Origin of the sequence: Escherichia sp. TC-EC600-tetX4 (assembly GCF_019356055.1) — a bacterium.
Lineage (GTDB): Bacteria > Pseudomonadota > Gammaproteobacteria > Enterobacterales > Enterobacteriaceae.
On record NZ_CP079924.1, the window covers coordinates 1,838,583 to 1,861,975 of the forward strand.

Consider the following 23,393-nt stretch of genomic DNA (forward strand, 5'->3'; position numbering starts at 1 on the left):
GTTATATTGTAACATATAGCAAAATGCAACAACTCTTAGGAAACGAGAGCATGGCTTTCTCAGTTCTACTTATCTATCTTATTGAAATAAAATAAATTATTTTGGTGATTTGAGGTTGATGACAAACGAAACATAACCTGATGCGATCTGTGTATGCCGGATAGGGCGCTCGCGCCACATCCGGCAGGGATAACGCGTACTTTGTCGGCAATATGAAGTTATACAGATAATTTGTTGTGAACCTGCTTGCGTAACCGGTTAAAAAGGGAACGCAACTTCTTATACCGTAAGGCTAAAAGCAGTACAGCCAGCCCAGCGTAGATGAGCGGCTGCGGTGAAATAATCTTCACGGACCACAGATAATGTATTGGGGCCAGAATCGCGACAAGATAGACGAAATTATGCAACTGTTGCCAGTGCTTGCCGAGTTTTCGCTGCATCGCCTGGGTTGAAGTGAACGCTAAAGCAAGCAAAATTACCCAGCTGATAATACCTAACGTTAAATAAGGCCGGGTAATTAACTCCTTACCTAATAACGCCAGATTATTCACGCCCAGCTCCAGCAATGCGTAACTTGTTAAATGCAGTGTCGCCCAGGCAAAGCACCATAATCCTAACAGGCGGCGAGTGCGTATCAATAACGGCTGTTTTGCGTAGCGTGCCAGAGGGGTGATTAACAAGGTCGCCAGCAAAAATTTCAGTGCAGTGCGACCAGTAAAATGCTGAATATCTTTCACCGGATCGGCACCCAGTCCACCGTGATTGATCGCCCAGACCAGCCAGAGAAACGGCAACAATCCGGCAAGATGCAGGCAAACTTTCAGCCATGTCACCTGTTTTGCTGTCAGACGCATTTAGAAATTCTCCCGCAAATCCAGGCCACGATACAGCGATGCCACCTGGTCGGCGTAACCATTAAACAGTAGCGTTGGCTGGCGCTGTACATCGAGGATGCCGCCTGAACCAATAAATCGTTCGGTAGCCTGTGACCAGCGCGGGTGATCAACATACGGATTAACGTTGGCGTAAAAACCGTATTCGTCAGGCGCTGCCAGATTCCAGGTGGTTGGCGGACGCTCGCGGGTCAGCTTAATACTGACTATCGATTTAATCCCTTTAAAGCCATATTTCCACGGCACAATCAGTCGCACCGGCGCGCCATTTTGTGGCGGTAACGCCTTGCCATAAACACCTACGGTCATCAGTGTGAGCGGATGCATTGCTTCGTCGAGACGCAATCCTTCGACATAAGGATATTTCAGCCCACCGCCGATAAAGCGGTCCTGCTGGCCTGGCATCTGTTCCGGTGCATAAATTGTTTCGAAAGCGACATACTTCGCATTGCTGGTAGGTTCGGCAAGCGCCAGCAATTTGTGCAGCGGAAAACCAATCCACGGCACCACCATCGACCACGCTTCCACGCAGCGCATACGATAAATACGCTCTTCCAGCGGGAAGCGACGGGTTAAGTCATCATGATCGAGGGTCAATGGTTTTGCCACTTCGCCGCTGATTTTCAGTGTCCATGGATCGGTTTTCAGGCTACCAGCATTAGCGGCGGGATCGGCTTTATCCAGCCCGAATTCATAGAAGTTATTATAACCGGAAACTTTATCTGCTGGCGTCAGTGGCAGGTTATTTTGCCAGGCGGCAGGCTTGCTGAACTCCAGCGCTTTTCCGGCGGGGGCGGGCGGGCGATCGTTCCCTTTAAACCAGCTAAGCAGATCGGCATGCGCAGCGTGAGGCAAAGAAAGTGCAGTTGCACTGATGCCCAGTGCTTTTAACACCTGCCGACGCTTCATAAAGAATACCGACTCGGCCGTAACATCTGATTCTTTTAAAAATTGATTCTTTTTCATAAGCCATCACACTTTTTTGTCGTTAGCCAGCAAGAGCCGTTTACTGTTAATCTGTCAGGGAGTGTCCTCCCTAACAGTAGCAGAGATCTGCTTTTACATATTTATGCATTAACTGCCACGATAGGTTGAATACCCATATTGGCTAAGTAATAAAGGCACATGATAATGCTCGTTCACTTTATTAATATGAAATTCAACGGGGATCTCAGGGAAGAAACTTTCAAGATTTTGTTTCTTGAAATAGTCCCCGGTTTTAAATACGACACGGTAATCGCCCGTAGTTGCAGTTTGCTCGGGCCACAGTGCCTTAATTCGTCCATCCTTATCTGTTTTGGCGGTATTAAGTTGTAACCAGCCGTTATCCGCCTTCTTTTCAAGAGTGACTGTCACGTCAGCAGCGGGTTTTCCTGTTTGCTGGTTCAAAATGTGCACGCTAAGAATGTTTTGTTGTGCGGCATTAACCAAAGAAGGTAATGAAAATGCTGCCGTTGCTACCGAGAGTACTAAATAACGCTTTAACATGTTTATATCCTTGTCATGTGAATGAGTTTTGAGGATAGCGAAAAAGCGTCCAGGGTAACCTTACAGCAGCATTACAATTTTGTAATGAACCAGGCTGTTTCTATAACATATGATTTATGGCATATTATTTTCATGAAGATTCTACTTATTGAAGATAATCAAAGGACCCAGGAATGGGTAACGCAGGGGCTTTCCGAAGCGGGTTATGTCATCGATGCCGTTTCTGATGGCAGAGATGGGCTTTATCTTGCGCTGAAGGATGATTATGCATTGATCATTCTGGATATTATGCTTCCGGGTATGGATGGCTGGCAGATCTTACAAACGTTAAGAACAGCAAAGCAAACCCCTGTTATTTGCCTTACTGCAAGGGATTCTGTCGATGACAGAGTCAGAGGGCTGGACAGTGGGGCAAATGATTATCTGGTAAAACCTTTTTCATTTTCTGAGTTGCTGGCAAGGGTTCGGGCACAATTAAGGCAACATCACGCTTTGAATTCAACATTAGAAATCAGCGGCTTAAGAATGGACTCTGTTAGTCATAGTGTGAGCAGGGACAATATCAGTATTACACTGACGCGCAAGGAGTTTCAGTTACTTTGGCTACTGGCCTCCAGAGCTGGCGAAATTATACCCAGAACGGTTATTGCGAGTGAAATTTGGGGAATCAACTTTGATAGTGATACCAATACGGTGGACGTCGCCATTCGCAGGCTCCGCGCAAAAGTTGATGATCCTTTTCCTGAAAAGCTAATTGCCACAATCCGGGGGATGGGCTATTCATTCGTAGCGGTAAAAAAATAATGAAAAGACTATCTATAACCGTCCGTTTAACCTTGCTTTTTATATTGCTACTGTCTGTTGCTGGCGCCGGAATTGTCTGGACTCTCTATAATGGCCTGGCAAGTGAGTTGAAATGGCGCGATGATACAACACTCATTAACCGGACAGCGCAGATCAAGCAGTTGTTAATTGATGGGGTAAATCCAGATACGTTACCTGTGTACTTTAACCGGATGATGGATGTTAGTCAGGATATCTTGATTATTCATGGTGATAGCATCAATAAAATTGTTAACCGGACAAATGTCAGTGATGGCATGTTAAATAACATACCTGCTAGTGAGACAATCAGCGCAGCTGGCATTTACAGAAGCATTATTAATGATACAGAGATAGATGCTTTACGAATTAATATTGATGAAGTTTCGCCATCATTAACGGTTACTGTGGCTAAATTGGCTTCAGCCAGACATAACATGCTTGAACAGTATAAAATTAATAGCATTATAATTTGCATTGTCGCCATTGTACTTTGCTCAGTATTAAGTCCGCTGTTAATCAGAACGGGATTACGAGAGATCAAAAAGTTGAGTGGTGTAACGGAAGCGCTGAATTATAACGATAGCCGAGAGCCTGTTGAGGTTAGCGCATTACCGAGAGAACTAAAACCTCTTGGGCAGGCGTTGAATAAAATGCATCATGCTTTAGTCAAAGATTTTGAGCGTCTAAGTCAGTTTGCTGACGATCTCGCTCATGAACTTAGAACGCCAATTAATGCATTACTGGGTCAGAATCAGGTTACGCTCAGTCAAACCAGAAGTATCGCTGAATATCAAAAAACAATTGCCGGAAACATTGAAGAGCTGGAAAATATTTCGCGGTTAACAGAGAACATACTGTTTCTTGCCAGGGCAGATAAAAACAATGTTTTGGTGAAACTGGACTCGCTTTCTCTCAATAAGGAAGTCGAAAATTTGTTGGACTATCTTGAATACCTTTCAGACGAGAAAGAGATTTGCTTTAAGGTCGAGTGCAATCAGCAAATCTTTGCGGATAAAATTTTACTACAACGAATGTTATCGAATCTTATTGTTAATGCCATTAGATATTCGCCAGAAAAATCGCGTATTCATATAACCAGTTTTCTTGATACCAACAGCTATCTTAATATTGATATCGCCAGCCCTGGAACGAAAATTAATGAGCCTGAAAAACTCTTCCGTAGATTTTGGCGGGGAGATAATTCGCGTCATTCCGTAGGTCAGGGACTAGGCCTTTCTTTAGTCAAAGCGATTGCCGAATTGCATGGGGGAAGTGCTACGTATCACTATCTCAATAAGCATAATGTGTTCCGGATTACGTTACCGCAAAGAAATTAACATAGGGCTTCAGTACGCCATAAATTAACCGTGAAAAAACGCAGCCACGTCGTGAGTACTAACGCGGCCGCGATTGATTATGCGCTTACATTCAAACGTAACAGGGATTAACCCGCGTAAGCTGCCAGCATTTCCTGCGCCGCCAGTTTACCCAACGCATTCGCTGCAAAAGGACTGTCGCCGGTGAGAAGTTTACGGTCCTTATGTACTCGCCCGGTGATGTCGTCATTAATGATATTCATGCCCATTTTCTTCAGTTCTTCGCCGAAGTACCAGGTGAGATGACCCGGCATATAGCCAATCTCTGGCGTTTGTTTGTCTGCGGCGTCTGGGAATGCGCAAATGGAATAACCATTCAGTGGGTTATCGCCGTGGCGAAGCGCCAGAAAAGCCGCCGGGCCGTGGCAAAGGGAGATAACAAAACGGTCATTTTTGATTGCCCACTGTAAAGCGGCAGCCACGTCCTGGCTTTCAGGTAAACCAATAAGTGCGCCATGACCACCAGGAACAAAGATTGCTGCATATTCGCTATCAGCGTTGAGGCTGGCAACAACATCCGCGAGTTTCTTCGGATTGCGGAACAACGATTTATGCTGCTCAAAGAATGGCATTACTTTTTCATCTTTGTGCGGCATAGCCCAGTATTCAAACTTGGTCATCAGACCGGAAATGGTCGCCACTTCGAATTCGAAACCTGCAGCATGGAGATGATACAACGGCAGCAACGTTTCAATCGGATGGTTACCGGTCGAGAACAGTTTTCCGTTATCGGTCGGCAAATAACGTTCGTCCGCGGCGATCACCAGAATTTTATGTTTACCGCGATAAGGTTTTGGATAGTCCACGCCATCAAGATCAGAGACAGGACTGGTATATTGGCTAAGCGAATATTCTGAAGGGAAGAATGCATTATCTTCAGCAATATCGACCTGCGGATTTTTACTTGTTTGAACAGTCATAGTGTATTCCTTATTGTTGCTTAGTTAGGGTAGTCACTATATTTGCGACTGAGCTGGTCGCTATTTTTAACCAGGCTGGAAAATTGAGTCAATATATCGAAAGCGGTAGTCGGCGGCTGTAAGTATGTAATGATGATGCTGCACTGGTGTTGAATATTATTCACGCCAAATTTTCCTTATTGAGCAACGTCGTCGCAAGTGGCTTCAATGATTTTAGACCATTATCAGAGGTACGGGGTGGCGGGGAGAGATTTAGTGCTGTGGAATATTGTGGTGCTGATGAATATTTATATCCCGGATTGGTAGAGAAAAAGCTTATTTCATGCACTATTTTTGCAAATATTTCTATATGGGAAGCGTGTTTGTTACGGATTAATTCATAAAGAAATGCATTTGGGTGTTAGCTTGAAGAGTAGCTGGTTGATGTTATTGTGCCAGGAGGGGCAGGGTAAGGTGCTGTATCGATATGCTTCGGCAATTGCGTGTGCCGCAGATGGAGATGAAATGCCAATAAAAAAGCCTGAGTTCGATGAGGGACGAACTCAGGCTAGTGTTCAGTTTTACAGTAACACGCCGCAGCGAGTTGACTGATTAGAACTGGTAGACTAAGCCCACAGCAACGATATCATCGGTAGCGATGCCGTTTGCTTCGTAGAAGTCATCGTCGTTGTCCAGCAGGTTGATTTTGTAATCAACATAGGTGGACATGTTTTTGTTGAAGTAGTAGGTCGCACCAATATCAACGTATTTAACCAGATCTTTATTGGTGTAACGTGGGTCGCCGTTGCCGTCATGAGCCCAACCGCCTAAATCCTTACCTTTAGATTGCAGGTAAGCGATGGACGGGCGCAGGCCAAAGTCGAACTGATACTGAGCAACAACTTCAAAGTTTTGGGTTTTGTTAGCGATGGCTGATCTTGATTCACCATTATCAAACTCGCCACCACCATATGGGGTCATATTGCGAGTTTCAGCGTACATAGCTGCTAAATACACATTATTAGCATCATATTTTGCACCAACAGTCCATGCTTCAGCGGTTTCACCACCAGCATTTCTGTTGCTATGGTTACGATCATTTAAACCAACTCCAACCTGACGATCTGAACGATCAGAGTTTGATATGCAGCACCCAGACTTAAACCGAAGTCGAAGTCGTAGGATGTTGACATACCGAAACCATCACCATTTTCTTTGGAAAGGCTACGGCCATCACCACTACCGGAACCTTCCTGCCCGAATGGTCCACCACTTTCATTATTACCCTGATATTGCAAAGCAAAGTTCAAGCCATCGACCTAACCAAAGAAGCCATTGTTACGGTAGGTTGCAACACCATTAGCACGACCGTTCATGAAGTTGTCAGCGCCAGCATAGGTATCGCCACCAAATTCTGGCAGCATATCGGTCCATGCTTCTACGTCATATACGACACCGTAGTTACGACCATAGTCGAAAGTACCATTCTGACCAAAGCCTAAACCTGCAAATGCCAGACGCGTTGCGGTATTACCCTTGTCGCTTTCAGGACCGTTTGCGCCAATGTTAAATTCCCACTGACCATAACCAGTGAATTGATCAGCGATCTGAGTTTCACCTTTGAAACCGATACGGGCATATGACATGTCGCCATCGCTGCCAGAATCATCAGAGAAGTAGTGCAGACCCACTACTTTTCCGTACAAATCCAGTTTATTACCATCTTTATTATAGACTTCAGCCGCATTTGCTGCGCCAGCAACTAATAACGCCGGGACCAGCATTGCCAGAACTTTTCTTTTCATTATGTATTCCCTTGTGATTATAATCTTCATGAATATATCAATAAGTGCCGTTATCCAAAAAAAAGCACATTTGGATACTATTCTATGAAGTTCATTTTATTTTAAGGATTACATGTAACAAATGTATTTAAAAGATATCAAAATGTTTCTAATCTATTTAATATAATTCATAATTATGAATTCTAAATATAAATATTCATGAAAATTATAAATGTATATCAATATGTTATGAGTTGAGCGGAAACATAGGGGGTATCAATGATTGTTGCGCCAAACGGCTGGTGTGATCAGGCGCACATTAATGAAGGCATAAAAAAAAGCCGGCATCATGCCGGCCCAAAAAATATAAACAAGACGATAAAAGGCTAATAACGGAAGCATCATGACACAGAATAATAAAAAGGTATAATTGTAATCAGTGCTAATATATTGATTAAATGAATTAATAAAGCCGATATCAAAGATAAATAAAATCGCTCAAAACGATTTTTCCTGTATTCACTGCCGTTGCGCAAAATTTATCTATTTGTTCAAAAAATGATTGAGTCTTGACTGGCTCATCCAATGTGGAAAAATGTGACTTTTATCACATAATAGTACTAAGTCTGAATTTTCCGGGTTATCTCAAAATGGAATACGGTTCGACAAAGATGGAAGAGAGACTCTCTCGCAGCCCTGGCGGCAAACTGGCTTTGTGGGCTTTCTATACATGGTGTGGCTATTTCGTCTGGGCAATGGCGCGTTACATCTGGGTGATGAGCCGGATTCCCGATGCCCCCGTGTCGGGATTTGAAAGCGATTTAGGCTCTACCGCGGGAAAGTGGTTAGGGGCACTGGTCGGATTTTTATTTATGGCTCTGGTCGGGGCATTGTTAGGCAGCATTGCCTGGTACACCCGACCTCGTCCCGCACGTAGCAGACGCTATGAATAAAAACTGCTAAGGTGGCGACTCTTTGGCAACGGAGCGCGTATGGACTTACAACACTGGCAGGCACAGTTCGAAAACTGGTTGAAAAACCATCATCAGCACCAGGACGCGGCCCATGACGTGTGTCATTTTCGCCGCGTCTGGGCTACGGCACAGAAGCTGGCGGCAGATGACGATGTCGATATGCTGGTGATTTTAACCGCCTGTTATTTTCACGATATTGTGAGCCTGGCGAAAAATCATCCGCAAAGGCAGCGTTCTTCAATCCTGGCGGCAGAAGAGACGCGTCGCCTGCTCCGTGAAGAGTTCGAGCAATTTCCGGCGGAGAAAATCGAGGCCGTTTGTCATGCCATTGCCGCTCACAGTTTCAGCGCGCAAATCGCCCCCTTAACAACGGAAGCTAAAATTGTCCAGGATGCGGATCGGCTGGAAGCCCTGGGGGCGATTGGCCTGGCGCGCGTGTTTGCCGTTTCAGGGGCATTGGGCGTGGCGCTGTTTGATGGTGAAGATCCGTTCGCACAGCATCGCCCGCTTGATGATAAACGCTACGCGCTGGATCATTTCCAGACTAAGTTGCTGAAGCTACCGCAAACCATGCAAACCGCAAGAGGCAAGCAGCTGGCGCAGCACAACGCGCATTTTTTAGTCGAGTTTATGGCGAAGCTCAGTGCCGAACTGGCGGGGGAGAATGAAGGTGTCGATCACAAGGTGATAGATGCGTTTTCATCCGCTGGCTGAGCGCGTGGCCCTAAATGGCTGTAATTATGTTAACCTGTCGGCCATCTCAGATGGCCGGTGAAATCTATGCAGGAAAATATATCAGTAACCGATTCATACAGCACCGGGAATGCCGCACAGGCAATGCTGGAGAAACTGCTGCAAATTTATGATGTTAAAACGTTGGTGGCGCAGCTTAATGGTGTAGGTGAGAATCACTGGAGCGCGGCAATTTTAAAACGTGCGCTGGCGAATGACTCGGCATGGCACCGTTTAAGTGAGAAAGAGTTCGCCCATCTGCAAACGTTATTACCCAAACCACCGGCACATCATCCGCATTATGCGTTTCGCTTTATCGATCTATTCGCCGGAATTGGCGGCATCCGTCGCGGTTTTGAATCGATTGGCGGACAGTGCGTGTTTACCAGCGAATGGAACAAACATGCGGTACGCACTTATAAAGCCAACCATTATTGCGATCCGGCGACGCATCATTTTAATGAAGATATCCGCGACATCACCCTCAGCCATAAAGAAGGCGTGAGTGATGAGGCGGCGGCGGAACATATTCGTCAACACATTCCTGAACACGATGTTTTACTGGCCGGTTTCCCTTGTCAGCCATTTTCGCTGGCTGGCGTATCGAAAAAGAACTCGCTCGGGCGGGCGCACGGTTTTGCCTGCGATACCCAGGGCACGCTGTTTTTTGATGTGGTACGCATTATCGACGCGCGTCGTCCGGCGATGTTTGTGCTCGAAAACGTCAAAAACCTGAAAAGTCACGACCAGGGTAAAACGTTCCGCATCATCATGCAGACGCTGGACGAACTGGGCTATGACGTGGCTGATGCAGAAGATAATGGGCCAGACGATCCGAAAATCATCGACGGCAAACATTTTCTGCCGCAGCACCGTGAACGCATCGTGCTGGTGGGTTTTCGTCGCGATCTGAATCTGAAAGCCGATTTTACCCTGCGTGATATCAGCGAATGTTTCCCTGCGCAGCGAGTGACGCTGGCGCAGCTGTTGGACCCGATGGTCGAGGCGAAATATATCCTGACGCCGGTGCTGTGGAAGTACCTCTATCGATATGCGAAAAAACATCAGGCGCGCGGTAACGGCTTCGGTTATGGAATGGTTTATCCGAACAATCCGCAAAGCGTCACGCGTACGCTGTCTGCGCGTTATTACAAAGATGGCGCGGAAATTTTAATCGATCGCGGCTGGGATATGGCCACGGGTGAGAAAGACTTTGACGATCCGCTGAATCAGCAACATCGTCCACGTCGGTTAACGCCTCGGGAATGCGCGCGCTTAATGGGTTTTGAAGCGCCGGGAGAAGCGAAATTCCGTATTCCGGTTTCGGACACTCAGGCCTATCGCCAGTTCGGTAACTCGGTGGTCGTGCCGGTCTTTGCCGCGGTGGCAAAACTGCTTGAGCCAAAAATCAAACAGGCGGTGGCGTTGCGTCAGCAAGAGGCACAACATGGCCGACGTTCACGATAAGGCCACTCGCAGCAAAAATATGCGCGCGATTGCCACGCGTGATACGGCGATAGAGAAGCGCCTCGCCAGTCTGTTAACCGGGCAGGGCCTGGCATTTCGCGTTCAGGACGCCAGTCTGCCCGGACGTCCGGATTTTGTCGTTGATGAATATCGCTGCGTGATATTTACCCATGGCTGCTTCTGGCATCATCATCACTGCTATCTGTTTAAAGTGCCTGCGACTCGAACCGAGTTCTGGCTGGAGAAGATAGGTAAAAATGTTGAGCGCGATCGCCGCGATATCAGTCGCTTGCAGGAACTCGGCTGGCGCGTATTGATTGTCTGGGAGTGCGCGTTACGTGGGCGCGAGAAGCTGACGGATGAAGCGCTTACCGAGCGTCTGGAAGAGTGGATCTGCGGCGAAGGTGCCAGCGCGCAGATCGACACGCAGGGGATTCATTTACTCGCTTGATGCGTCCTGAATAACTGGCGCAACTACGGGTTTTGCCGGGAAGAGATATTTTCCCAACGTGACCAGTACCACCGCGAAGACAATTACGCCGAGCGCCAGCCATTCAATCTTCGACAGTGTTTCTCCACCCAGTCCCGTACCCAGCAAGACCGCGACCACCGGGTTAACGTAAGCGTAGCTGGTGGCGAGAGCCGGACTGACATTACGGATTAAATACATATAAGCGTTGATGGCGATAATCGAACCAAACAGCGCCAGATAGCCGACCGCAAGGAAGCCTGAAAGGGAAGGGAGCGCCGTCAGTTTTTCACCCGCAATCATCGACGCGATCATTAACACCACGCCTGCCGCCAGCATCTCAATCGCACCCGCCATCATCCCTACAGGTAAGGTAATGCGCGAGCCATAAACTGAGCCAAACGCCCAGCTAATCGAGCCGATTAAAATCAGAATCGCGCCCCACGGATTGCCGCTTAAATTTCCACCGCTATTGAGCATGATGATTCCGGCAAGCCCAATGGCAATACCCACCCATTCCAGTTTGCGCGTTTTAATGCCAAACAGGCGGCTGAAGCACAGGGTAAAGAGGGGCACGGTTGCAACCACTACGGCGGCGATGCCGGAAGGAACATTTTGATGTTCGGCAACCGTCACCATGCCATTACCGACAGCCAGCAATAACAGGCCAATCAGCGCGGCATTGAGCAGCGGACGTAGCGGGGGGAGTTTGTGTCCGCGCAGTAGCAAAAATGCCAGCAATAAAATACCGGCTGCCAGGAATCGAACGCCCGCCATCATTAACGGAGGCCAGCTTTCCACGCCAATCCGAATGACAAAATAGGTTGAGCCCCAAATGATATACAACGCAAACAGCGCGCCAAAAAGCGGTAACAACTGGCGGAAACGCATAATCCCTCACGGTGGAAATAAAAAGGTGGTTCATAGTAAACGTGAAAATCATTCTGCTGGCGAGAGATATAATTGCACTTGATTGTTAAAAAAATGTTGACCTGTGAAGCAAGTATCAGAGCTGCCGTTTTTGCTTCATACTTACACCCTTCAACAATAAAAATGAGAGGGAATGCTTTTGGCCGGGAGTAGTTTACTGACGTTGCTCGATGATATCGCCACACTACTGGACGATATCTCCGTGATGGGCAAACTGGCGGCGAAGAAAACCGCCGGTGTATTAGGGGATGACTTATCGCTCAATGCGCAACAAGTTTCAGGCGTGCGGGCCAACCGGGAACTTCCCGTGGTCTGGGGCGTGGCGAAAGGATCGCTGATTAATAAAGTGATTCTGGTGCCGCTGGCGCTGATCATCAGTGCGTTTATCCCGTGGGCGATTACGCCTCTGTTGATGATTGGTGGCGCGTTTCTCTGCTTTGAAGGAGTAGAGAAAGTGCTGCATATGCTGGAGGCGCGTAAACATAAAGAAGATCCGGCGCAGAGCCAGCAGCGTCTGGAGAAGCTGGCGGCGCAGGATCCGCTGAAGTTTGAAAAGGACAAAATAAAAGGGGCGATTCGTACCGATTTTATATTGTCTGCGGAAATCGTCGCCATCACGCTGGGGATTGTGGCCGAAGCGCCGTTGCTTAATCAGGTGCTGGTGCTTTCAGGCATCGCGCTGGTAGTGACCGTGGGCGTCTACGGTCTGGTAGGGGTTATCGTTAAGATTGATGACCTGGGGTATTGGCTGGCGGAAAAATCCAGCGCGCTGATGCAGGCATTAGGTAAAGGGTTATTGATTATCGCGCCCTGGCTGATGAAAGCGTTATCGATTGTCGGCACGCTGGCGATGTTCCTCGTCGGCGGTGGGATTGTGGTACATGGAATTGCGCCGCTGCATCACGCCATTGAACATTTCGCCGGGCAGCAAAGTGCAGTAGTGGCGATGATATTACCGACTGTTTTAAATCTGATTCTTGGATTTATCATCGGCGGCATCGTGGTGCTGGGAGTGAAAGCCGTAGAGAAAATGCGCGGTCAGGCACATTAATACTCGCACTGGCTATTATGCAAAATTCGCCATCTTCAACTAAGGTGAACAAGTTTCACTCGAAAAAAGGAGGCGAGTATGAGCTTTATGGTTAGTGAGGAAGTTACGGTTAAAGAGGGCGGCCCGCGGATGATTGTCACTGGATACTCCAGCGGTATGGTTGAGTGTCGTTGGTATGACGGTTACGGGGTCAAGCGGGAAGCTTTTCATGAAACCGAGCTTGTTCCGGGGGAGGGGAGTCGTTCTGCGGAAGAAGTGTGAAAGGGTATCATTAACATCAGGCCGGATCACATCCGGCCTGGTGTGCTAATGCCTGCAATGAATGATAGTCGCGTCTTATCATGCCACCATTATAAAATTATCGCTGTTTTGCGGTACGCTATCGCCAGGTTATGCCAGAATCATAAAAAAGCAGGTTGGGAGTCGTCAGGGTGCAGCACGAGACAAAAATGGAAAACCAGAGCTGGTTGAAAAAACTCGCACGCCGCCTGGGGCCTGGTCATGTCGTTAATCTCTGCTTTATCGTGGTATTGCTTTTTTCCACCTTGCTCACCTGGCGTGAAGTGGTGGTGCTGGAAGATGCCTATATCTCCAGCCAGCGTAATCATCTGGAAAACGTTGCCAACGCGCTCGATAAGCATTTGCAGTATAACGTCGACAAACTGATCTTTTTACGTAATGGCATGCGCGAAGCTCTCGTAGCGCCACTGGATTTCACCTCTCTGCGTGATGCTGTAACCGAGTTCGAACAGCATCGCGACGAGCACGCCTGGAAAATCGAACTCAACCGACGACGCACTCTGCCAGTTAATGGTGTGTCGGATGCATTAGTCAGCGAGGGGAATCTCCTGTCTCGCGAAAATGAAAGCCTCGACAATGAAATTACCGCTGCACTGGAAGTTGGTTACTTGCTGCGACTAGCGCACAACTCCTCGTCGATGGTTGAACAGGCGATGTATGTCTCGCGTGCCGGATTTTACGTTTCGACGCAGCCGACCTTGTTTACGCGCAATGTTCCAACGCGTTATTACGGCTATGTCACCCAACCCTGGTTTATTGGCCATTCACAACGAGAAAATCGTCACCGCGCGGTACGCTGGTTCACTTCGCAACCGGAACACGCCAGCAATACTGAACCGCAGGTTACCGTCAGTGTTCCGGTAGACAGTAATAACTACTGGTATGGCGTGCTGGGGATGAGTATTCCCGTGCGTACTATGCAGCAATTTTTAAGAAACGCCATCGATAAAAACCTCGATGGTGAGTATCAGCTCTATGACAGTAAGCTGAGATTTTTGACCTCTTCCAATCCTGACCATCCAACAGGGAATATTTTTGATCCTCGTGAACTGGCCTTGCTGGCGCAGGCAATGGAACATGACACGCGGGGCGGCATTCGTATGGACAGTCGCTATGTTAGCTGGGAACGTCTGGACCATTTCGACGGTGTGCTGGTGCGTGTCCATACGTTAAGCGAAGGCGTGCGCGGCGATTTCGGCAGTATCAGCATTGCATTAACCCTGCTGTGGGCGCTCTTTACCACCATGTTACTCATCTCCTGGTATGTGATTCGCCGGATGGTTAGCAACATGTATGTTCTGCAAAGCTCGTTGCAGTGGCAGGCGTGGCACGACACCTTAACGCGTTTATATAACCGTGGCGCACTGTTCGAAAAAGCCCGTCCGCTCGCTAAATTGTGTCAGACGCACCAACATCCTTTTTCTGTCATTCAGGTCGATCTTGACCATTTTAAAGCGATTAATGACCGCTTTGGTCATCAGGCGGGCGACCGTGTTCTTTCTCATGCTGCCGGATTAATTAGCAGTTCCTTGCGTGCGCAGGACGTTGCCGGGCGGGTCGGTGGTGAGGAGTTTTGTGTGATTCTGCCAGGCGCGAGTCTGACGGAGGCTGCGGAGGTCGCAGAACGTATTCGACTGAAATTAAATGAAAAAGAGATGTTGATCGCCAAGAGTACGACGATACGCATCAGTGCCTCGCTGGGGGTAAGCAGCAGCGAGGAAACCGGTGATTATGATTTTGAACAACTCCAGTCACTGGCCGACCGTCGGCTTTATCTCGCTAAACAGGCTGGGCGTAATCGGGTATTCGCGAGCGATAACGCTTAACGGGCGGAGAAAAAATGGTCCAGCCCTTCACGCCATCCTTCCGGTCCTTCACGCTGCGTTCGCCAGACGCGGGCCGGATCCTCATCATGCAGATGCACCCCTTCACGATTTAGCCCTTTCACAATCACCGCGTAATCCATTACCTCCAGTAAGGGCGCATCGTTTGGCCCATCGCCCAGGCCAAGTGTGGTTGGGCGTTTGCCTGACAATTGTTGATAGGTCGCGATAATCCAGTTGGCAGCCTGATCTTTTCCGGCAGAAGCATCCAGTACGTGCCAGAAGCGCGCACCCTGCATAAACTGTAAGCCCAGTTCGTTCAGACGAGCGGTAAATTGTGCCATACGCTCGTCACTGTCGCGCCAGATTAGCGTTACCGACGCCTCATGAAGCTGCGTCAGCGCCGCCTGGCTACGGCTTAATCCCGTCCATTCGGCGATGGTTGCATCGTCGACATCATCAAAAGTCGTGAATTTAAAATGTTCTTTCTCGCGTAGCGTATTTAAAACCAGGCTGATTTCGCCATGGCTAATACCTGAGATGATGCGTGGAAAACCGTCTATCTCCTGCCATTGCTCAGCAAGCTGGATCACTGCGCCATTTTCGGCAATCAGCGGTAAACCTTGTAGCCCCAACGTTTTTTGCAAGTACAGCATTTCCGCTGATGTTTTACTGCTACAGAGAATGACGGGAACATTTGCTTCGCGTAAACGGGTGAGCCAGGGGGCTGCCGGTTGCCAGTCATAACTATGACTGTCCAGCAGGGTGCCATCAAGATCGCTAAAAACCAGTAGTGGTTGTTGAATTGAAAACATAGTCGCGCAGTACTCCTCTTACCAGGATGATTCTCAAAACCGCACAAATTATCAAAGATGATTTTTTCGGGAGCGATCCCGCTGACGCCAGAGCCACCAAGGGGTGACGTGCGTCACATTTCTATTCATAAGTAGCGTTAATCATTCATATGGCGAATATTTTCTTGTCAGCGAAAAAAATTGCGGATAAGGTGATGAACACATCAGATTTCCTGGTGTAACGAATTTTTTAAGTGCTTCTTGCTTAAGCAAGTTTCATCCCGACCCCCTCAGGGTCGGGATTTTTTTATTGTGCATTCAACGATTCACTTCAGAGACGCTGAAGTCATGAATATCCAGTTCGAAGGCATCCGCCAATTCACGCCATGTATGATATTCACGTCCATCGACGCTAACGTGTTCAGAATCGTTCTGGCTGCGATGAACTTCGCTTTCGCTAATTTCATTGATCGCCGCCAGCAGGGCATCGACATCGACGCTGACCTCACGTTTTGCGGTATCGCTGTACTCTTTTGCGGTTTTCATCATCTTTCCTCGCAACCGTTACTCTGTTGTTGCCGCCAGTCGTTAAGTCCGCCTGGCATCTCTTAAGTATAGACCGTCGAGAAAATCAGCACTCGCGCGCGCCTGGCGCTGCCAGAAAAACGAAATTGTTCTACACTGGCACAAAGCCACAGGAGGAAAACGATGAAGGTGAATGATCGGGTAACAGTCAAAACGGATGGCGGTCCGCGTCGTCCTGGCGTGGTACTGGCAGTTGAGGAGTTTAGTGAAGGCACAATGTACCTGGTTTCGCTGGAAGACTACCCGCTCGGCATCTGGTTCTTTAATGAAGCAGGGCATCAGGACGGTATCTTTGTGGAGAAAGCAGAGTAATCTTATTCAGCCTGACTGGTGGGAAACCACCAGTCAGAATGTGTTAGCGCATGTTGACAAAAATACCATTAGTCACATTATCCGTCAGTCGGACGACATGGTAGATAACCTGTTTATTATGCGTTTTGATCTTACGTTTAATATTACCTTTATGCGATGAAACGGTCTTGGCTTTGATATTCATTTGGTCAGAGATTTGAATGGTTCCCTGACCTGCCATCCACATTCGCAACATACTCGATTCGGTTCGGCTCAATGATAACGTCGGCATATTTAAAAACGAGGTTATCGTTGTCTCTTTTTTCAGAATATCGCCAAGGATATCGTCGAGAGATTCCGGTTTAATCGATTTAGAACTGATCAATAAATTTTTTCTGACCAATAGATATTCATCAAAATGAACATTGGCAATTGCCATAAAAACGATAAATAACGTATTGGGATGTTGATTAATGATGAGCTTGATACGCTGACTGTTAGAAGCATCGTGGATGAAACAGTCCTCATTAATAAACACCACTGAAGGGCGCTGTGAATCACAAGCTATGGCAAGGTCATCAACGGTTTCAATGTCGTTGATTTCTCTTTTTTTAACCCCTCTACTCAACAGATACCCGGTTAAACCTAGTCGGGTGTAACTACATAAATCCATAATAATCGTTGACATGGCATACCCTCACTCAATGCGTAACGATAATTCCCCTTACCTGAATATTTCATCATGACTAAACGGAACAACATGGGTCACCTAATGCGCCACTCTCGCGATTTTTCAGGCGGACTTACTATCCCGTAAAGTGTTGTATAATTTGCCTGGAATTGTCTTAAAGTAAAGTAAATGTTGCGATATGTGAGTGAGCTTAAAACAAATATTTCGCTGCAGGAGTATCCTGGAAGATGTTCGTAGGTATTATTTTTCGGATAATCCTTAGGATAACATGATAAACGTTACGGAATTATATTAATGGCAATTCACTAATAATATCAGCCAGCAAATTAAAAATTTCACTGAATAAATGTTCGCAAAAAGGTGCAATTAACGGCATTAATGCCGCCATTAAAGAGATGCCGACAGTCAGAGTTAATGGAAATCCAATAACAAAAATGGATAATTGCGGGGCCATACGATTAAGTAAACCTAATGCCAGATTCAGTGTCAGCAGCAGAGTAATGAGCGGTAACGCCAGCATCAGCCCGTTAAGGAAAATCAAACTCCCTGCTTTGGTGAGTGCCAGAAACGCATTGCTGTTCAACGGTTCGCCACCAATCGGCAGGGTGTGAAAGGTATCGACCAGCAGTGAAATCAACCATAAATGACCGTTAAATGTCAGGAACAGCAGTAACGCCAGCATATCCATGATACGCGCTAAAACGGGCATATTAAGATGGCTGGCCGGATCGACAAACGTCGCAAATGACAGCCCCATTTGCAGACCGATAATTTCGCCAGCGGTTCGCACAGCGGCAAAGGCAAATTGCATGGTAAAACCAAGCGCAATGCCGATCAGGATCTGCTGCACGGCCAGCCACAGAGCAAAGAACGAAAAAACAGGAACATCGTTGGCAGGTAATGATGGGGCAATGGCGAACGTGATCATCATTGCCAGACCCAGTTTTACCCGTTTCGGTACGCTGCGTTCGCTCAGAATCGGCGCGGTGGAGATCAGCGCCAGCACGCGCAGTAACGGCCAGAAGTACAGGTTTAACCAGGATAGCCATTGTTCGCTTGTCACCTGCAACATAGTACGGCTACCCGATGATATACGGCAGGTTAGTGAACAAGGTGCGGACGTAATCCAGCAACAGATTGAGCATCCACGGTCCGGCAATAATAATGGCGATAAATACGGCGATGATTTTCGGAATAAACGACAGCGTCATTTCGTTAATCTGCGTGGCGGCCTGCAAAATACTGATGATAAGGCCCGTGACCAACGCTACCAACAATAGCGGGGCAGCCAGTGCCAGCGCGACTTTCATCGCTTCAGTCCCCATCATCATGACCGATTCAGGTGTCATTTTGCCTCTCTAGCTGTAAAAGCTCTGCGCCAGCGAACCGACCAGCAATTGCCAGCCATCCACCAGTACAAACAGCATCAGTTTAAAGGGCAGAGCAATGGTGGCTGGGGGAACCATCATCATCCCCAATGCCATCAACACGCTGGCTATCACCAGGTCGATAATCAAAAAAGGGATGAAAATCGTGAAGCCTATCTGAAATGCGGTTTTCAACTCGCTGGTCACGTAGGCCGGGAGCAAAATGCGCATCGGCACGGCTTCAGGTCCCTGCAACGGGCCGGTATTCGCCAGTCTGGCAAACAACCCTAAATCTGCCTCACGGGTCTGACGCAGCATAAACTCACGCAGCGGCTGCGCCCCTTTTTCCAGCGCCTCCTGCATTGATATTTTCTCTTCGCTGAATGGCTGGTACGCATCTACATAAATTTTGTCGATCACCGGTGACATAATAAAAAAGGTCAAAAACAGTGCCAGCCCCAGCAATACCTGGTTAGGTGGCGCGGAGGGTGTTCCCAGCGCGTTACGCAATAAACCAAAAACAATGATGATGCGGGTGAAACTGGTCATCATCAGTAAAATTGCCGGAATAAACGTCAACGAGGTGATGAACACCAGCGTCTGCACCGGGAGCGACCAGCTTTGTCCACCGCCAGGCAGCGGCTGGCTGGTGATACCCGGCAGTTGCGCGAAGGCGAGGGGCGTAATCAGCCAGAGAAGGACAGGTGCGACAGACAATAAACGACGCATCAGGATCTCCCGCTACGCTTAAGCAAATTTTTCATGACCGACTGAAAATCGGTCTGCGGTATCTCTTCCGTTGGTGCAGAAGGGGGAAGTTTATGCAGCAGATTGATTTGACCTGCGGTAACGCCGAGCACCAGCCGTGCATCTTCCACATCGACCACCACAACCCTTTCACGCGCGCCCAGTGAAGCACTGGCGCTAATTTTCAGACCGTTAACGCCAGTGCGTTTAGGGGCAAATCCCAACCGTTTTACCAGCCAGGCAGCAGCGAGGATCAGGGCAATAATGGCGATGAGTGCGCCGCTCACCTGCAGCAGTGGCGCAGCAGAAACCGGCGCGGAAGATTGCACAGTAGCGTGGTTATTCATCACTAACGGCTCAGGCGGCGCATTCGCTCAGACGGAGTAATGATATCGGTGATCCGCACGCCATATTTATCGGCAACGACCACCACTTCGCCCTGGGCGATTAAATAACCGTTGATCAGAATATCCAGTGGTTCGCCCGCCAGACCGTCCAGCGCCACGACGGACCCTTGCGTCAGACGCAACAGCTCTTTGATGGTCATCCGCGTACGGCCCAGCTCGACGGTCAGCTTGACCGGAATATCCATAATCAGGTCGATATCCTGCAACGTTCCGCTGACATCACCACCGCCAAATTGCTGGAACACCGTCTCGGCAGCGCTTTTGCTGCTGGTTGATTTTTGTTCGCTCAACGCTTCAGCCCACAGATCGTCCATTGCGCCGTTGTTGTCATCGGCCGGATTATTCATGTCACTCATTTGGGCTGTTCCTCGTTCAGAGAATTTAAAATCGGGTTAATCAAATGTTCTATCCGTAACGCATACTGACCGTTGAGGGTGCCATACTGACTGGTCAGCACCGGGACGCCGTCAACATGGGCGATGATGCGATCGGGTTTTTCTATCGGCAGGACGTCGCCGGGGTTCAGTTTTAAAATCTGCGACAGGCGTAGCGAGATATCGGCAAAGTTGGCGACCAGCTCCAGCTGTGAATGCTGCACCTGGCGCACCAGGTTATCGCGCCAGTTCTGATCTTCATTACGCGAGTTTTCCAGCGGCGGGTTAACCAACAATTCCCGTAGCGGCTCGATCATGCTGAATGGCAGGCAGATATTAAATTCGCCGGTCAGGTTGCCAATCTCCACATGGAACGGCGTGTTAACCACAATGTCGTTCGGCGAGGTGGTGATATTGGTAAATTTCACCTGCATTTCCGAACGCACGTACTCAACTTCCAGCGGATTAATCGCCTTCCAGGCGTCGCTATAGCCTTCAAGCGCCAGTTTCAACATGCGGTTGATGACGCGCTGTTCGGTATGGGTAAACTCGCGACCTTCCACTTTGGTCGGGAAGCGTCCATCGCCGCCAAACAGGTTATCCACGGCGATAAACACCAGACTCGGTGAGAACACCACCAGCCCAGTGCCGCGCAGCGGTTTCAGATGGATAAGGTTCAGGTTGGTCGGCACCGGCAGGTTGCGGGCAAATTCATGGTACGGCTGAATGCGGATGGCCCCGACGGTTATATCCGGGCTACGACGCAGCAGGTTGAACAGCCCCATACGAAAATGGCGGGCAAAGCGCTCATTAATGATTTCCAGCGCCTGCAAACGTTCGCGCACAACCCGTCGTTGGGTATTCGGATCGTACGGACGAATGTCACTTTCGCCGCTAACACTGGCTGTCGGTTCGTCTTTGACTTCGCTGTCACCATTCAACAGCGCATCAATTTCAGCTTGAGAAAGAATACTATCGCCCATGTCGTTATCGCAGAATAAAAGCGGTATACAGCACGTCGGTGACATCCTGTTTCGGTTGCCCGGCAACAAGCGGGGTGGAAAGTGTGGTTTTAATCTCGGCAATCAGGTTTTTCTTGCCTTCTTCTGTCGCCAGTACGGCAGCATCCTGACGCGAAAACAGTAACAGCAAGCGACTACGGACTTCCGGCAAATACTCACTCAGCCGCGAGCGGGTAGCTTCATCTTTCAGGCGCAGGGTTATGCCGATATAAAGTACGCGATCCGCATCGCCCAAATTGACCGTGAAGGTATCCAGCGCGTAGAAGACCGGTGAGGGCACGACGCGTTGCTGCGCTTTGTCGTCAGCGGCAACCTGATGCGAATGCCAGTAGCTGTAACCTGCGCTGGCACAGGCCGCGAGGGTAATGAATACCAGAATCGGGATCCAAAGCGATCGCTTGCTTTTCTTGCTTATCGCGTAATCAGTCATGTGTTGCGGTCTTCCTGTGTCGCTACTGCTTATCGGCTAATTATCCTGCGTCTTGAGCGCAACAAAGCGGGGAAAAGACGCGGATTACGGTGCTACCTCTGACGTTAGGCGAAAATATCAACGCCGCTGTTGCCTGTTACACGCCCTTGTAAAGAGACGGGAACCGGAAGCGTATCGTCGTCTTCCCCCGCCAGAGGTTCATGGTTTGCTGTGCGTTGGCTTTGCTGTTGCTGGGAAGCGGCCTGCTGCTGACCACTAAAGCTTTCGCCACTGATGTTGCTTTGCCCTAACTGAATGCCACTTTCGGCCAGCTGCGTGCGCAGTACCGGCAGCGCTGCTTCCAGGGCGGCGCGTACATGCTGATGCGGTGAAACCATCTGGATTTGCGCCTGGTTATCATCCACTTTGAGGGAGATTTGCACTTCACCTAAATCCTGCGGGTGCAGACGCAACTCTGCACTTTGTTGCCCCTGGCGGGTGAACAGCGAAATATGCTGGCTTAATGATTGTTGCCATTCGTGAGAACCCAGCGGTGCACTCAAAACAGGTGCGGCGACGGTGGGCAGTGGCTGTGTCTGGTGTGGAGTGATTAGCGGGCTGGCGGCAGCGGTCACCGGTGAAGGTGTGCTGATGACTTCCGCTTTACTCTGGGCTTCTGCTACCAGCGGTGTTAATGGCTGAGCTGGTGTGCCGGGGGCGTCATCAGGCTGTGCTGTTGTGAGTTGCTCAGAAGTCAGTTTTGTGAAGAGCGTTGGTTTCTCTGTCGGTAACACGGTTGACGGCGCATCAGTCACTTTGGGCGTATTGTCAAAACCCGGCAACATCGCAAAAAGGGCGCTCAGGCTTGCGGTGACGTCTTCATTCAGATCATCCGCTTTTTCGTCTTTTGTCGTATTTTTGTCAGCCACCGCAGCCAACGCCATCGTCTGAGCGGTGGTTAACGGTGTTGATGTGGATTGTTCGTCGTTGATGACAGGCGGTGTTTCATCCACAGGGATCAGTAAATTAGCTTGTTGCGCGTCGGAAACAATATCGCTGATCAGCGGCTCGCCTTTTGTCGTGGGCTTATCTGTTGCCACCAGCAACTGGGGGGCCGCTTTGTCGGTAGTTGTCTCGCCTGCTAATGCTTCGCTCAACAACGCGAGAAAATCTTGTGCAGCATCGCTGGCTTTGCCGCCAGGCAATGTGGTGGTGTCAACGTCGGCGGTAATCAAGGGCGCTAAGCGAATCATTCAGGTTTCCTCATGGCGGCGCGCTGGGCGAACTCATCCATCTTTTTCTGATCGAGGCGGTTTTCTGCAAGCAGTGCCGCCGTGGATTGCCGTTCCTGCAGTGTCTGCCAGGCCTGCAAACGTTGTTTTTTTTCTCGCCAACTGTTCAGGGCAATGTCAACTTTCTGCGTCCACTGATTAAGTTGCTGGCGATGCTGAGTAATGGCTTTTTCCAGCGTCTGGATAAACTGCTGATAGTTGATCCAGCGGTTGCTGGTTATCCCGGCACTCATATCGCTGTTGAGGTTATTGCGATATTCATTCTGATAATCAATCAGCATTTTGAGCTGTTCTTCCGCCTGCTGACATCCGCGACGCATTTCACCCAGCAGGCGCGCGGCATCCTCTACCTCTTTTTCTGCCAGATCTTTCAGGGTCGCCAGCGCACCATGTTCTGCCATCT

27 protein-coding genes and 1 pseudogene are annotated in these 23,393 nt (G+C 48.9%); 10 read left to right on the forward strand and 18 right to left on the reverse strand.

Annotated features, from left to right (window positions below; all coding sequences use genetic code 11):
* Positions 1-218: 218 nt before the first annotated feature.
* The 3 genes from msrQ to hiuH form a co-directional block, all read right to left on the reverse strand.
* Positions 219-854 (reverse strand): protein-methionine-sulfoxide reductase heme-binding subunit MsrQ, encoded by a 636-nt coding sequence (gene msrQ, locus KXD89_RS08720; protein ID WP_001240091.1) that lies wholly within the window; start codon positions 852-854, stop codon positions 219-221.
* Positions 855-1,859 carry a protein-methionine-sulfoxide reductase catalytic subunit MsrP gene (gene msrP, locus KXD89_RS08725; protein ID WP_000740107.1) on the reverse strand — a complete coding sequence of 335 codons (1,005 nt, stop codon included), beginning with the start codon at positions 1,857-1,859 and terminating at the stop codon, positions 855-857. It abuts the gene before it with no gap.
* A gap of 108 nt (positions 1,860-1,967) precedes the next feature.
* Positions 1,968-2,381 carry a hydroxyisourate hydrolase gene (gene hiuH, locus KXD89_RS08730; protein ID WP_000920120.1) on the reverse strand — a complete coding sequence of 138 codons (414 nt, stop codon included), beginning with the start codon at positions 2,379-2,381 and terminating at the stop codon, positions 1,968-1,970.
* A 132-nt stretch (positions 2,382-2,513) separates the two neighbouring features.
* Between hiuH and hprR the strand changes: the two genes are divergently transcribed.
* Together hprR and hprS are read left to right on the forward strand one after the other, a co-directional pair.
* A complete protein-coding gene (gene hprR / locus KXD89_RS08735; RefSeq protein ID WP_001395354.1) occupies positions 2,514-3,185 on the forward strand; it encodes a response regulator transcription factor HprR in 672 nt (223 codons plus the stop codon).
* Positions 3,185-4,543, forward strand: coding sequence for a two-component system sensor histidine kinase HprS (hprS, locus tag KXD89_RS08740; protein WP_000826792.1), 1,359 nt, complete (start codon positions 3,185-3,187; stop codon positions 4,541-4,543). The genes hprR and hprS overlap by 1 nt, the downstream gene beginning before the upstream one ends.
* Positions 4,544-4,650: 107 nt before the next feature.
* On the opposite strand, the gene hchA is transcribed toward hprS, so the two are convergent.
* Together hchA and ompC are read right to left on the reverse strand one after the other, a co-directional pair.
* Positions 4,651-5,502, reverse strand: a complete 852-nt coding sequence (gene hchA / locus KXD89_RS08745) for a glyoxalase III HchA (protein ID WP_000218212.1) — start codon at positions 5,500-5,502, stop codon at positions 4,651-4,653.
* Between the two features lie 591 nt (positions 5,503-6,093).
* A pseudogene (ompC, locus tag KXD89_RS08750) lies at positions 6,094-7,286 on the reverse strand (porin OmpC).
* 650 nt (positions 7,287-7,936) lie between these two features.
* Here ompC and drpB point away from each other — a divergent pair.
* The 4 genes from drpB to vsr all read left to right on the forward strand — a co-directional run bounded on the left by drpB (position 7,937) and on the right by vsr (position 10,889).
* A complete protein-coding gene (gene drpB / locus KXD89_RS08755; RefSeq protein WP_001297704.1) occupies positions 7,937-8,218 on the forward strand; it encodes a cell division protein DrpB in 282 nt (93 codons plus the stop codon).
* A gap of 39 nt (positions 8,219-8,257) precedes the next feature.
* Positions 8,258-8,953 carry a phosphohydrolase gene (locus KXD89_RS08760; protein WP_000365562.1) on the forward strand — a complete coding sequence of 232 codons (696 nt, stop codon included), beginning with the start codon at positions 8,258-8,260 and terminating at the stop codon, positions 8,951-8,953.
* Between the two features lie 66 nt (positions 8,954-9,019).
* A complete protein-coding gene (gene dcm, locus KXD89_RS08765) occupies positions 9,020-10,438 on the forward strand; it encodes a DNA-cytosine methyltransferase (RefSeq protein ID WP_001157239.1) in 1,419 nt (472 codons plus the stop codon).
* Positions 10,419-10,889: a VSPR family DNA mismatch endonuclease gene (gene vsr / locus KXD89_RS08770; protein WP_000786005.1), complete on the forward strand. Its 471-nt coding sequence runs from the start codon at positions 10,419-10,421 to the stop codon at positions 10,887-10,889. Before dcm ends, vsr begins: the two co-directional genes overlap by 20 nt.
* On the opposite strand, the gene yedA is transcribed toward vsr, so the two are convergent.
* Complete coding sequence (gene yedA / locus KXD89_RS08775) at positions 10,878-11,798, reverse strand: drug/metabolite exporter YedA (RefSeq protein ID WP_001212226.1); 921 nt, start codon at positions 11,796-11,798, stop codon at positions 10,878-10,880. The two genes, vsr and yedA, sit on opposite strands and share 12 nt — an antisense overlap.
* Before the next feature lie 172 nt (positions 11,799-11,970).
* Here yedA and KXD89_RS08780 point away from each other — a divergent pair, with 172 nt between their 5' ends.
* From KXD89_RS08780 to dgcQ, 3 genes are all read left to right on the forward strand, one after another.
* Positions 11,971-12,888, forward strand: coding sequence for a DUF808 domain-containing protein (locus tag KXD89_RS08780; protein WP_000922686.1), 918 nt, complete (start codon positions 11,971-11,973; stop codon positions 12,886-12,888).
* Between the two features lie 78 nt (positions 12,889-12,966).
* Positions 12,967-13,149, forward strand: a complete 183-nt coding sequence (locus KXD89_RS08785) for a YodC family protein (protein WP_000009307.1) — start codon at positions 12,967-12,969, stop codon at positions 13,147-13,149.
* A 170-nt stretch (positions 13,150-13,319) separates the two neighbouring features.
* Complete coding sequence (dgcQ, locus tag KXD89_RS08790; protein ID WP_001350521.1) at positions 13,320-15,014, forward strand: cellulose biosynthesis regulator diguanylate cyclase DgcQ; 1,695 nt, start codon at positions 13,320-13,322, stop codon at positions 15,012-15,014.
* Here dgcQ and KXD89_RS08795 read toward each other — a convergent pair.
* On the reverse strand, positions 15,011-15,826 hold the full coding sequence (locus KXD89_RS08795) for a mannosyl-3-phosphoglycerate phosphatase-related protein (protein WP_000491520.1): 816 nt from the start codon (positions 15,824-15,826) through the stop codon (positions 15,011-15,013). The genes dgcQ and KXD89_RS08795 overlap by 4 nt on opposite strands.
* Positions 15,827-16,123: 297 nt before the next feature.
* Positions 16,124-16,351 carry a peroxide/acid resistance protein YodD gene (gene yodD / locus KXD89_RS08800; RefSeq protein ID WP_000844800.1) on the reverse strand — a complete coding sequence of 76 codons (228 nt, stop codon included), beginning with the start codon at positions 16,349-16,351 and terminating at the stop codon, positions 16,124-16,126.
* A 162-nt stretch (positions 16,352-16,513) separates the two neighbouring features.
* Here yodD and dsrB point away from each other — a divergent pair, with 162 nt between their 5' ends.
* A complete protein-coding gene (gene dsrB, locus KXD89_RS08805; RefSeq protein ID WP_000867217.1) occupies positions 16,514-16,702 on the forward strand; it encodes a protein DsrB in 189 nt (62 codons plus the stop codon).
* 43 nt (positions 16,703-16,745) lie between these two features.
* Here the strand turns inward: dsrB and rcsA are convergent, their stop codons facing one another.
* The 10 genes from rcsA to fliJ form a co-directional block, all read right to left on the reverse strand.
* Entirely contained in the window at positions 16,746-17,369 is a 624-nt protein-coding gene (gene rcsA, locus KXD89_RS08810; RefSeq protein WP_000104001.1) for a transcriptional regulator RcsA, read from the reverse strand.
* A 289-nt stretch (positions 17,370-17,658) separates the two neighbouring features.
* A complete protein-coding gene (gene fliR / locus KXD89_RS08815) occupies positions 17,659-18,444 on the reverse strand; it encodes a flagellar biosynthetic protein FliR (RefSeq protein WP_000942319.1) in 786 nt (261 codons plus the stop codon).
* 7 nt (positions 18,445-18,451) lie between these two features.
* A complete protein-coding gene (gene fliQ, locus KXD89_RS08820) occupies positions 18,452-18,721 on the reverse strand; it encodes a flagellar biosynthesis protein FliQ (protein WP_000187358.1) in 270 nt (89 codons plus the stop codon).
* A gap of 9 nt (positions 18,722-18,730) precedes the next feature.
* Positions 18,731-19,468, reverse strand: coding sequence for a flagellar type III secretion system pore protein FliP (gene fliP, locus KXD89_RS08825; RefSeq protein ID WP_001253441.1), 738 nt, complete (start codon positions 19,466-19,468; stop codon positions 18,731-18,733).
* Positions 19,468-19,833: a flagellar biosynthetic protein FliO gene (fliO, locus tag KXD89_RS08830; protein WP_001302429.1), complete on the reverse strand. Its 366-nt coding sequence runs from the start codon at positions 19,831-19,833 to the stop codon at positions 19,468-19,470. The genes fliP and fliO overlap by 1 nt, the downstream gene beginning before the upstream one ends.
* 2 nt (positions 19,834-19,835) lie before the next feature.
* On the reverse strand, positions 19,836-20,249 hold the full coding sequence (gene fliN / locus KXD89_RS08835) for a flagellar motor switch protein FliN (protein WP_001282101.1): 414 nt from the start codon (positions 20,247-20,249) through the stop codon (positions 19,836-19,838).
* On the reverse strand, positions 20,246-21,250 hold the full coding sequence (gene fliM, locus KXD89_RS08840; RefSeq protein ID WP_001350520.1) for a flagellar motor switch protein FliM: 1,005 nt from the start codon (positions 21,248-21,250) through the stop codon (positions 20,246-20,248). The genes fliN and fliM overlap by 4 nt, the downstream gene beginning before the upstream one ends.
* A gap of 4 nt (positions 21,251-21,254) precedes the next feature.
* Complete coding sequence (fliL, locus tag KXD89_RS08845; protein WP_000133106.1) at positions 21,255-21,719, reverse strand: flagellar basal body-associated protein FliL; 465 nt, start codon at positions 21,717-21,719, stop codon at positions 21,255-21,257.
* A 104-nt stretch (positions 21,720-21,823) separates the two neighbouring features.
* Positions 21,824-22,951 carry a flagellar hook-length control protein FliK gene (locus KXD89_RS08850; protein ID WP_000620071.1) on the reverse strand — a complete coding sequence of 376 codons (1,128 nt, stop codon included), beginning with the start codon at positions 22,949-22,951 and terminating at the stop codon, positions 21,824-21,826.
* The gene (fliJ, locus tag KXD89_RS08855) at positions 22,948-23,391 is read right to left on the reverse strand and encodes a flagellar export protein FliJ (RefSeq protein WP_000807579.1); all 444 of its coding nucleotides are present in this window, start codon (positions 23,389-23,391) and stop codon (positions 22,948-22,950) included. The genes KXD89_RS08850 and fliJ overlap by 4 nt, the downstream gene beginning before the upstream one ends.
* Positions 23,392-23,393 lie beyond the last annotated feature (2 nt).

What these genes read in the sequence shown, in the direction of transcription:
- msrQ (WP_001240091.1), bottom strand. Translation starts at nt 854, where the DNA reads ATGCGTCTGACAGCAAAACAGGTGACATGGCTGAAAGTTTGCCTGCAT.
- msrP (WP_000740107.1), bottom strand. Translation starts at nt 1,859, where the DNA reads ATGAAAAAGAATCAATTTTTAAAAGAATCAGATGTTACGGCCGAGTCG.
- hiuH (WP_000920120.1), bottom strand. Translation starts at nt 2,381, where the DNA reads ATGTTAAAGCGTTATTTAGTACTCTCGGTAGCAACGGCAGCATTTTCA.
- hprR (WP_001395354.1), top strand. Translation starts at nt 2,514, where the DNA reads ATGAAGATTCTACTTATTGAAGATAATCAAAGGACCCAGGAATGGGTA.
- hprS (WP_000826792.1), top strand. Translation starts at nt 3,185, where the DNA reads ATGAAAAGACTATCTATAACCGTCCGTTTAACCTTGCTTTTTATATTG.
- hchA (WP_000218212.1), bottom strand. Translation starts at nt 5,502, where the DNA reads ATGACTGTTCAAACAAGTAAAAATCCGCAGGTCGATATTGCTGAAGAT.
- drpB (WP_001297704.1), top strand. Translation starts at nt 7,937, where the DNA reads ATGGAAGAGAGACTCTCTCGCAGCCCTGGCGGCAAACTGGCTTTGTGG.
- KXD89_RS08760 (WP_000365562.1), top strand. Translation starts at nt 8,258, where the DNA reads ATGGACTTACAACACTGGCAGGCACAGTTCGAAAACTGGTTGAAAAAC.
- dcm (WP_001157239.1), top strand. Translation starts at nt 9,020, where the DNA reads ATGCAGGAAAATATATCAGTAACCGATTCATACAGCACCGGGAATGCC.
- vsr (WP_000786005.1), top strand. Translation starts at nt 10,419, where the DNA reads ATGGCCGACGTTCACGATAAGGCCACTCGCAGCAAAAATATGCGCGCG.
- yedA (WP_001212226.1), bottom strand. Translation starts at nt 11,798, where the DNA reads ATGCGTTTCCGCCAGTTGTTACCGCTTTTTGGCGCGCTGTTTGCGTTG.
- KXD89_RS08780 (WP_000922686.1), top strand. Translation starts at nt 11,971, where the DNA reads ATGCTTTTGGCCGGGAGTAGTTTACTGACGTTGCTCGATGATATCGCC.
- KXD89_RS08785 (WP_000009307.1), top strand. Translation starts at nt 12,967, where the DNA reads ATGAGCTTTATGGTTAGTGAGGAAGTTACGGTTAAAGAGGGCGGCCCG.
- KXD89_RS08795 (WP_000491520.1), bottom strand. Translation starts at nt 15,826, where the DNA reads ATGTTTTCAATTCAACAACCACTACTGGTTTTTAGCGATCTTGATGGC.
- yodD (WP_000844800.1), bottom strand. Translation starts at nt 16,351, where the DNA reads ATGAAAACCGCAAAAGAGTACAGCGATACCGCAAAACGTGAGGTCAGC.
- dsrB (WP_000867217.1), top strand. Translation starts at nt 16,514, where the DNA reads ATGAAGGTGAATGATCGGGTAACAGTCAAAACGGATGGCGGTCCGCGT.
- rcsA (WP_000104001.1), bottom strand. Translation starts at nt 17,369, where the DNA reads ATGTCAACGATTATTATGGATTTATGTAGTTACACCCGACTAGGTTTA.
- fliR (WP_000942319.1), bottom strand. Translation starts at nt 18,444, where the DNA reads ATGTTGCAGGTGACAAGCGAACAATGGCTATCCTGGTTAAACCTGTAC.
- fliQ (WP_000187358.1), bottom strand. Translation starts at nt 18,721, where the DNA reads ATGACACCTGAATCGGTCATGATGATGGGGACTGAAGCGATGAAAGTC.
- fliP (WP_001253441.1), bottom strand. Translation starts at nt 19,468, where the DNA reads ATGCGTCGTTTATTGTCTGTCGCACCTGTCCTTCTCTGGCTGATTACG.
- fliO (WP_001302429.1), bottom strand. Translation starts at nt 19,833, where the DNA reads ATGAATAACCACGCTACTGTGCAATCTTCCGCGCCGGTTTCTGCTGCG.
- fliN (WP_001282101.1), bottom strand. Translation starts at nt 20,249, where the DNA reads ATGAGTGACATGAATAATCCGGCCGATGACAACAACGGCGCAATGGAC.
- fliM (WP_001350520.1), bottom strand. Translation starts at nt 21,250, where the DNA reads ATGGGCGATAGTATTCTTTCTCAAGCTGAAATTGATGCGCTGTTGAAT.
- fliL (WP_000133106.1), bottom strand. Translation starts at nt 21,719, where the DNA reads ATGACTGATTACGCGATAAGCAAGAAAAGCAAGCGATCGCTTTGGATC.
- KXD89_RS08850 (WP_000620071.1), bottom strand. Translation starts at nt 22,951, where the DNA reads ATGATTCGCTTAGCGCCCTTGATTACCGCCGACGTTGACACCACCACA.
- fliJ (WP_000807579.1), bottom strand. Translation starts at nt 23,391, where the DNA reads ATGGCAGAACATGGTGCGCTGGCGACCCTGAAAGATCTGGCAGAAAAA.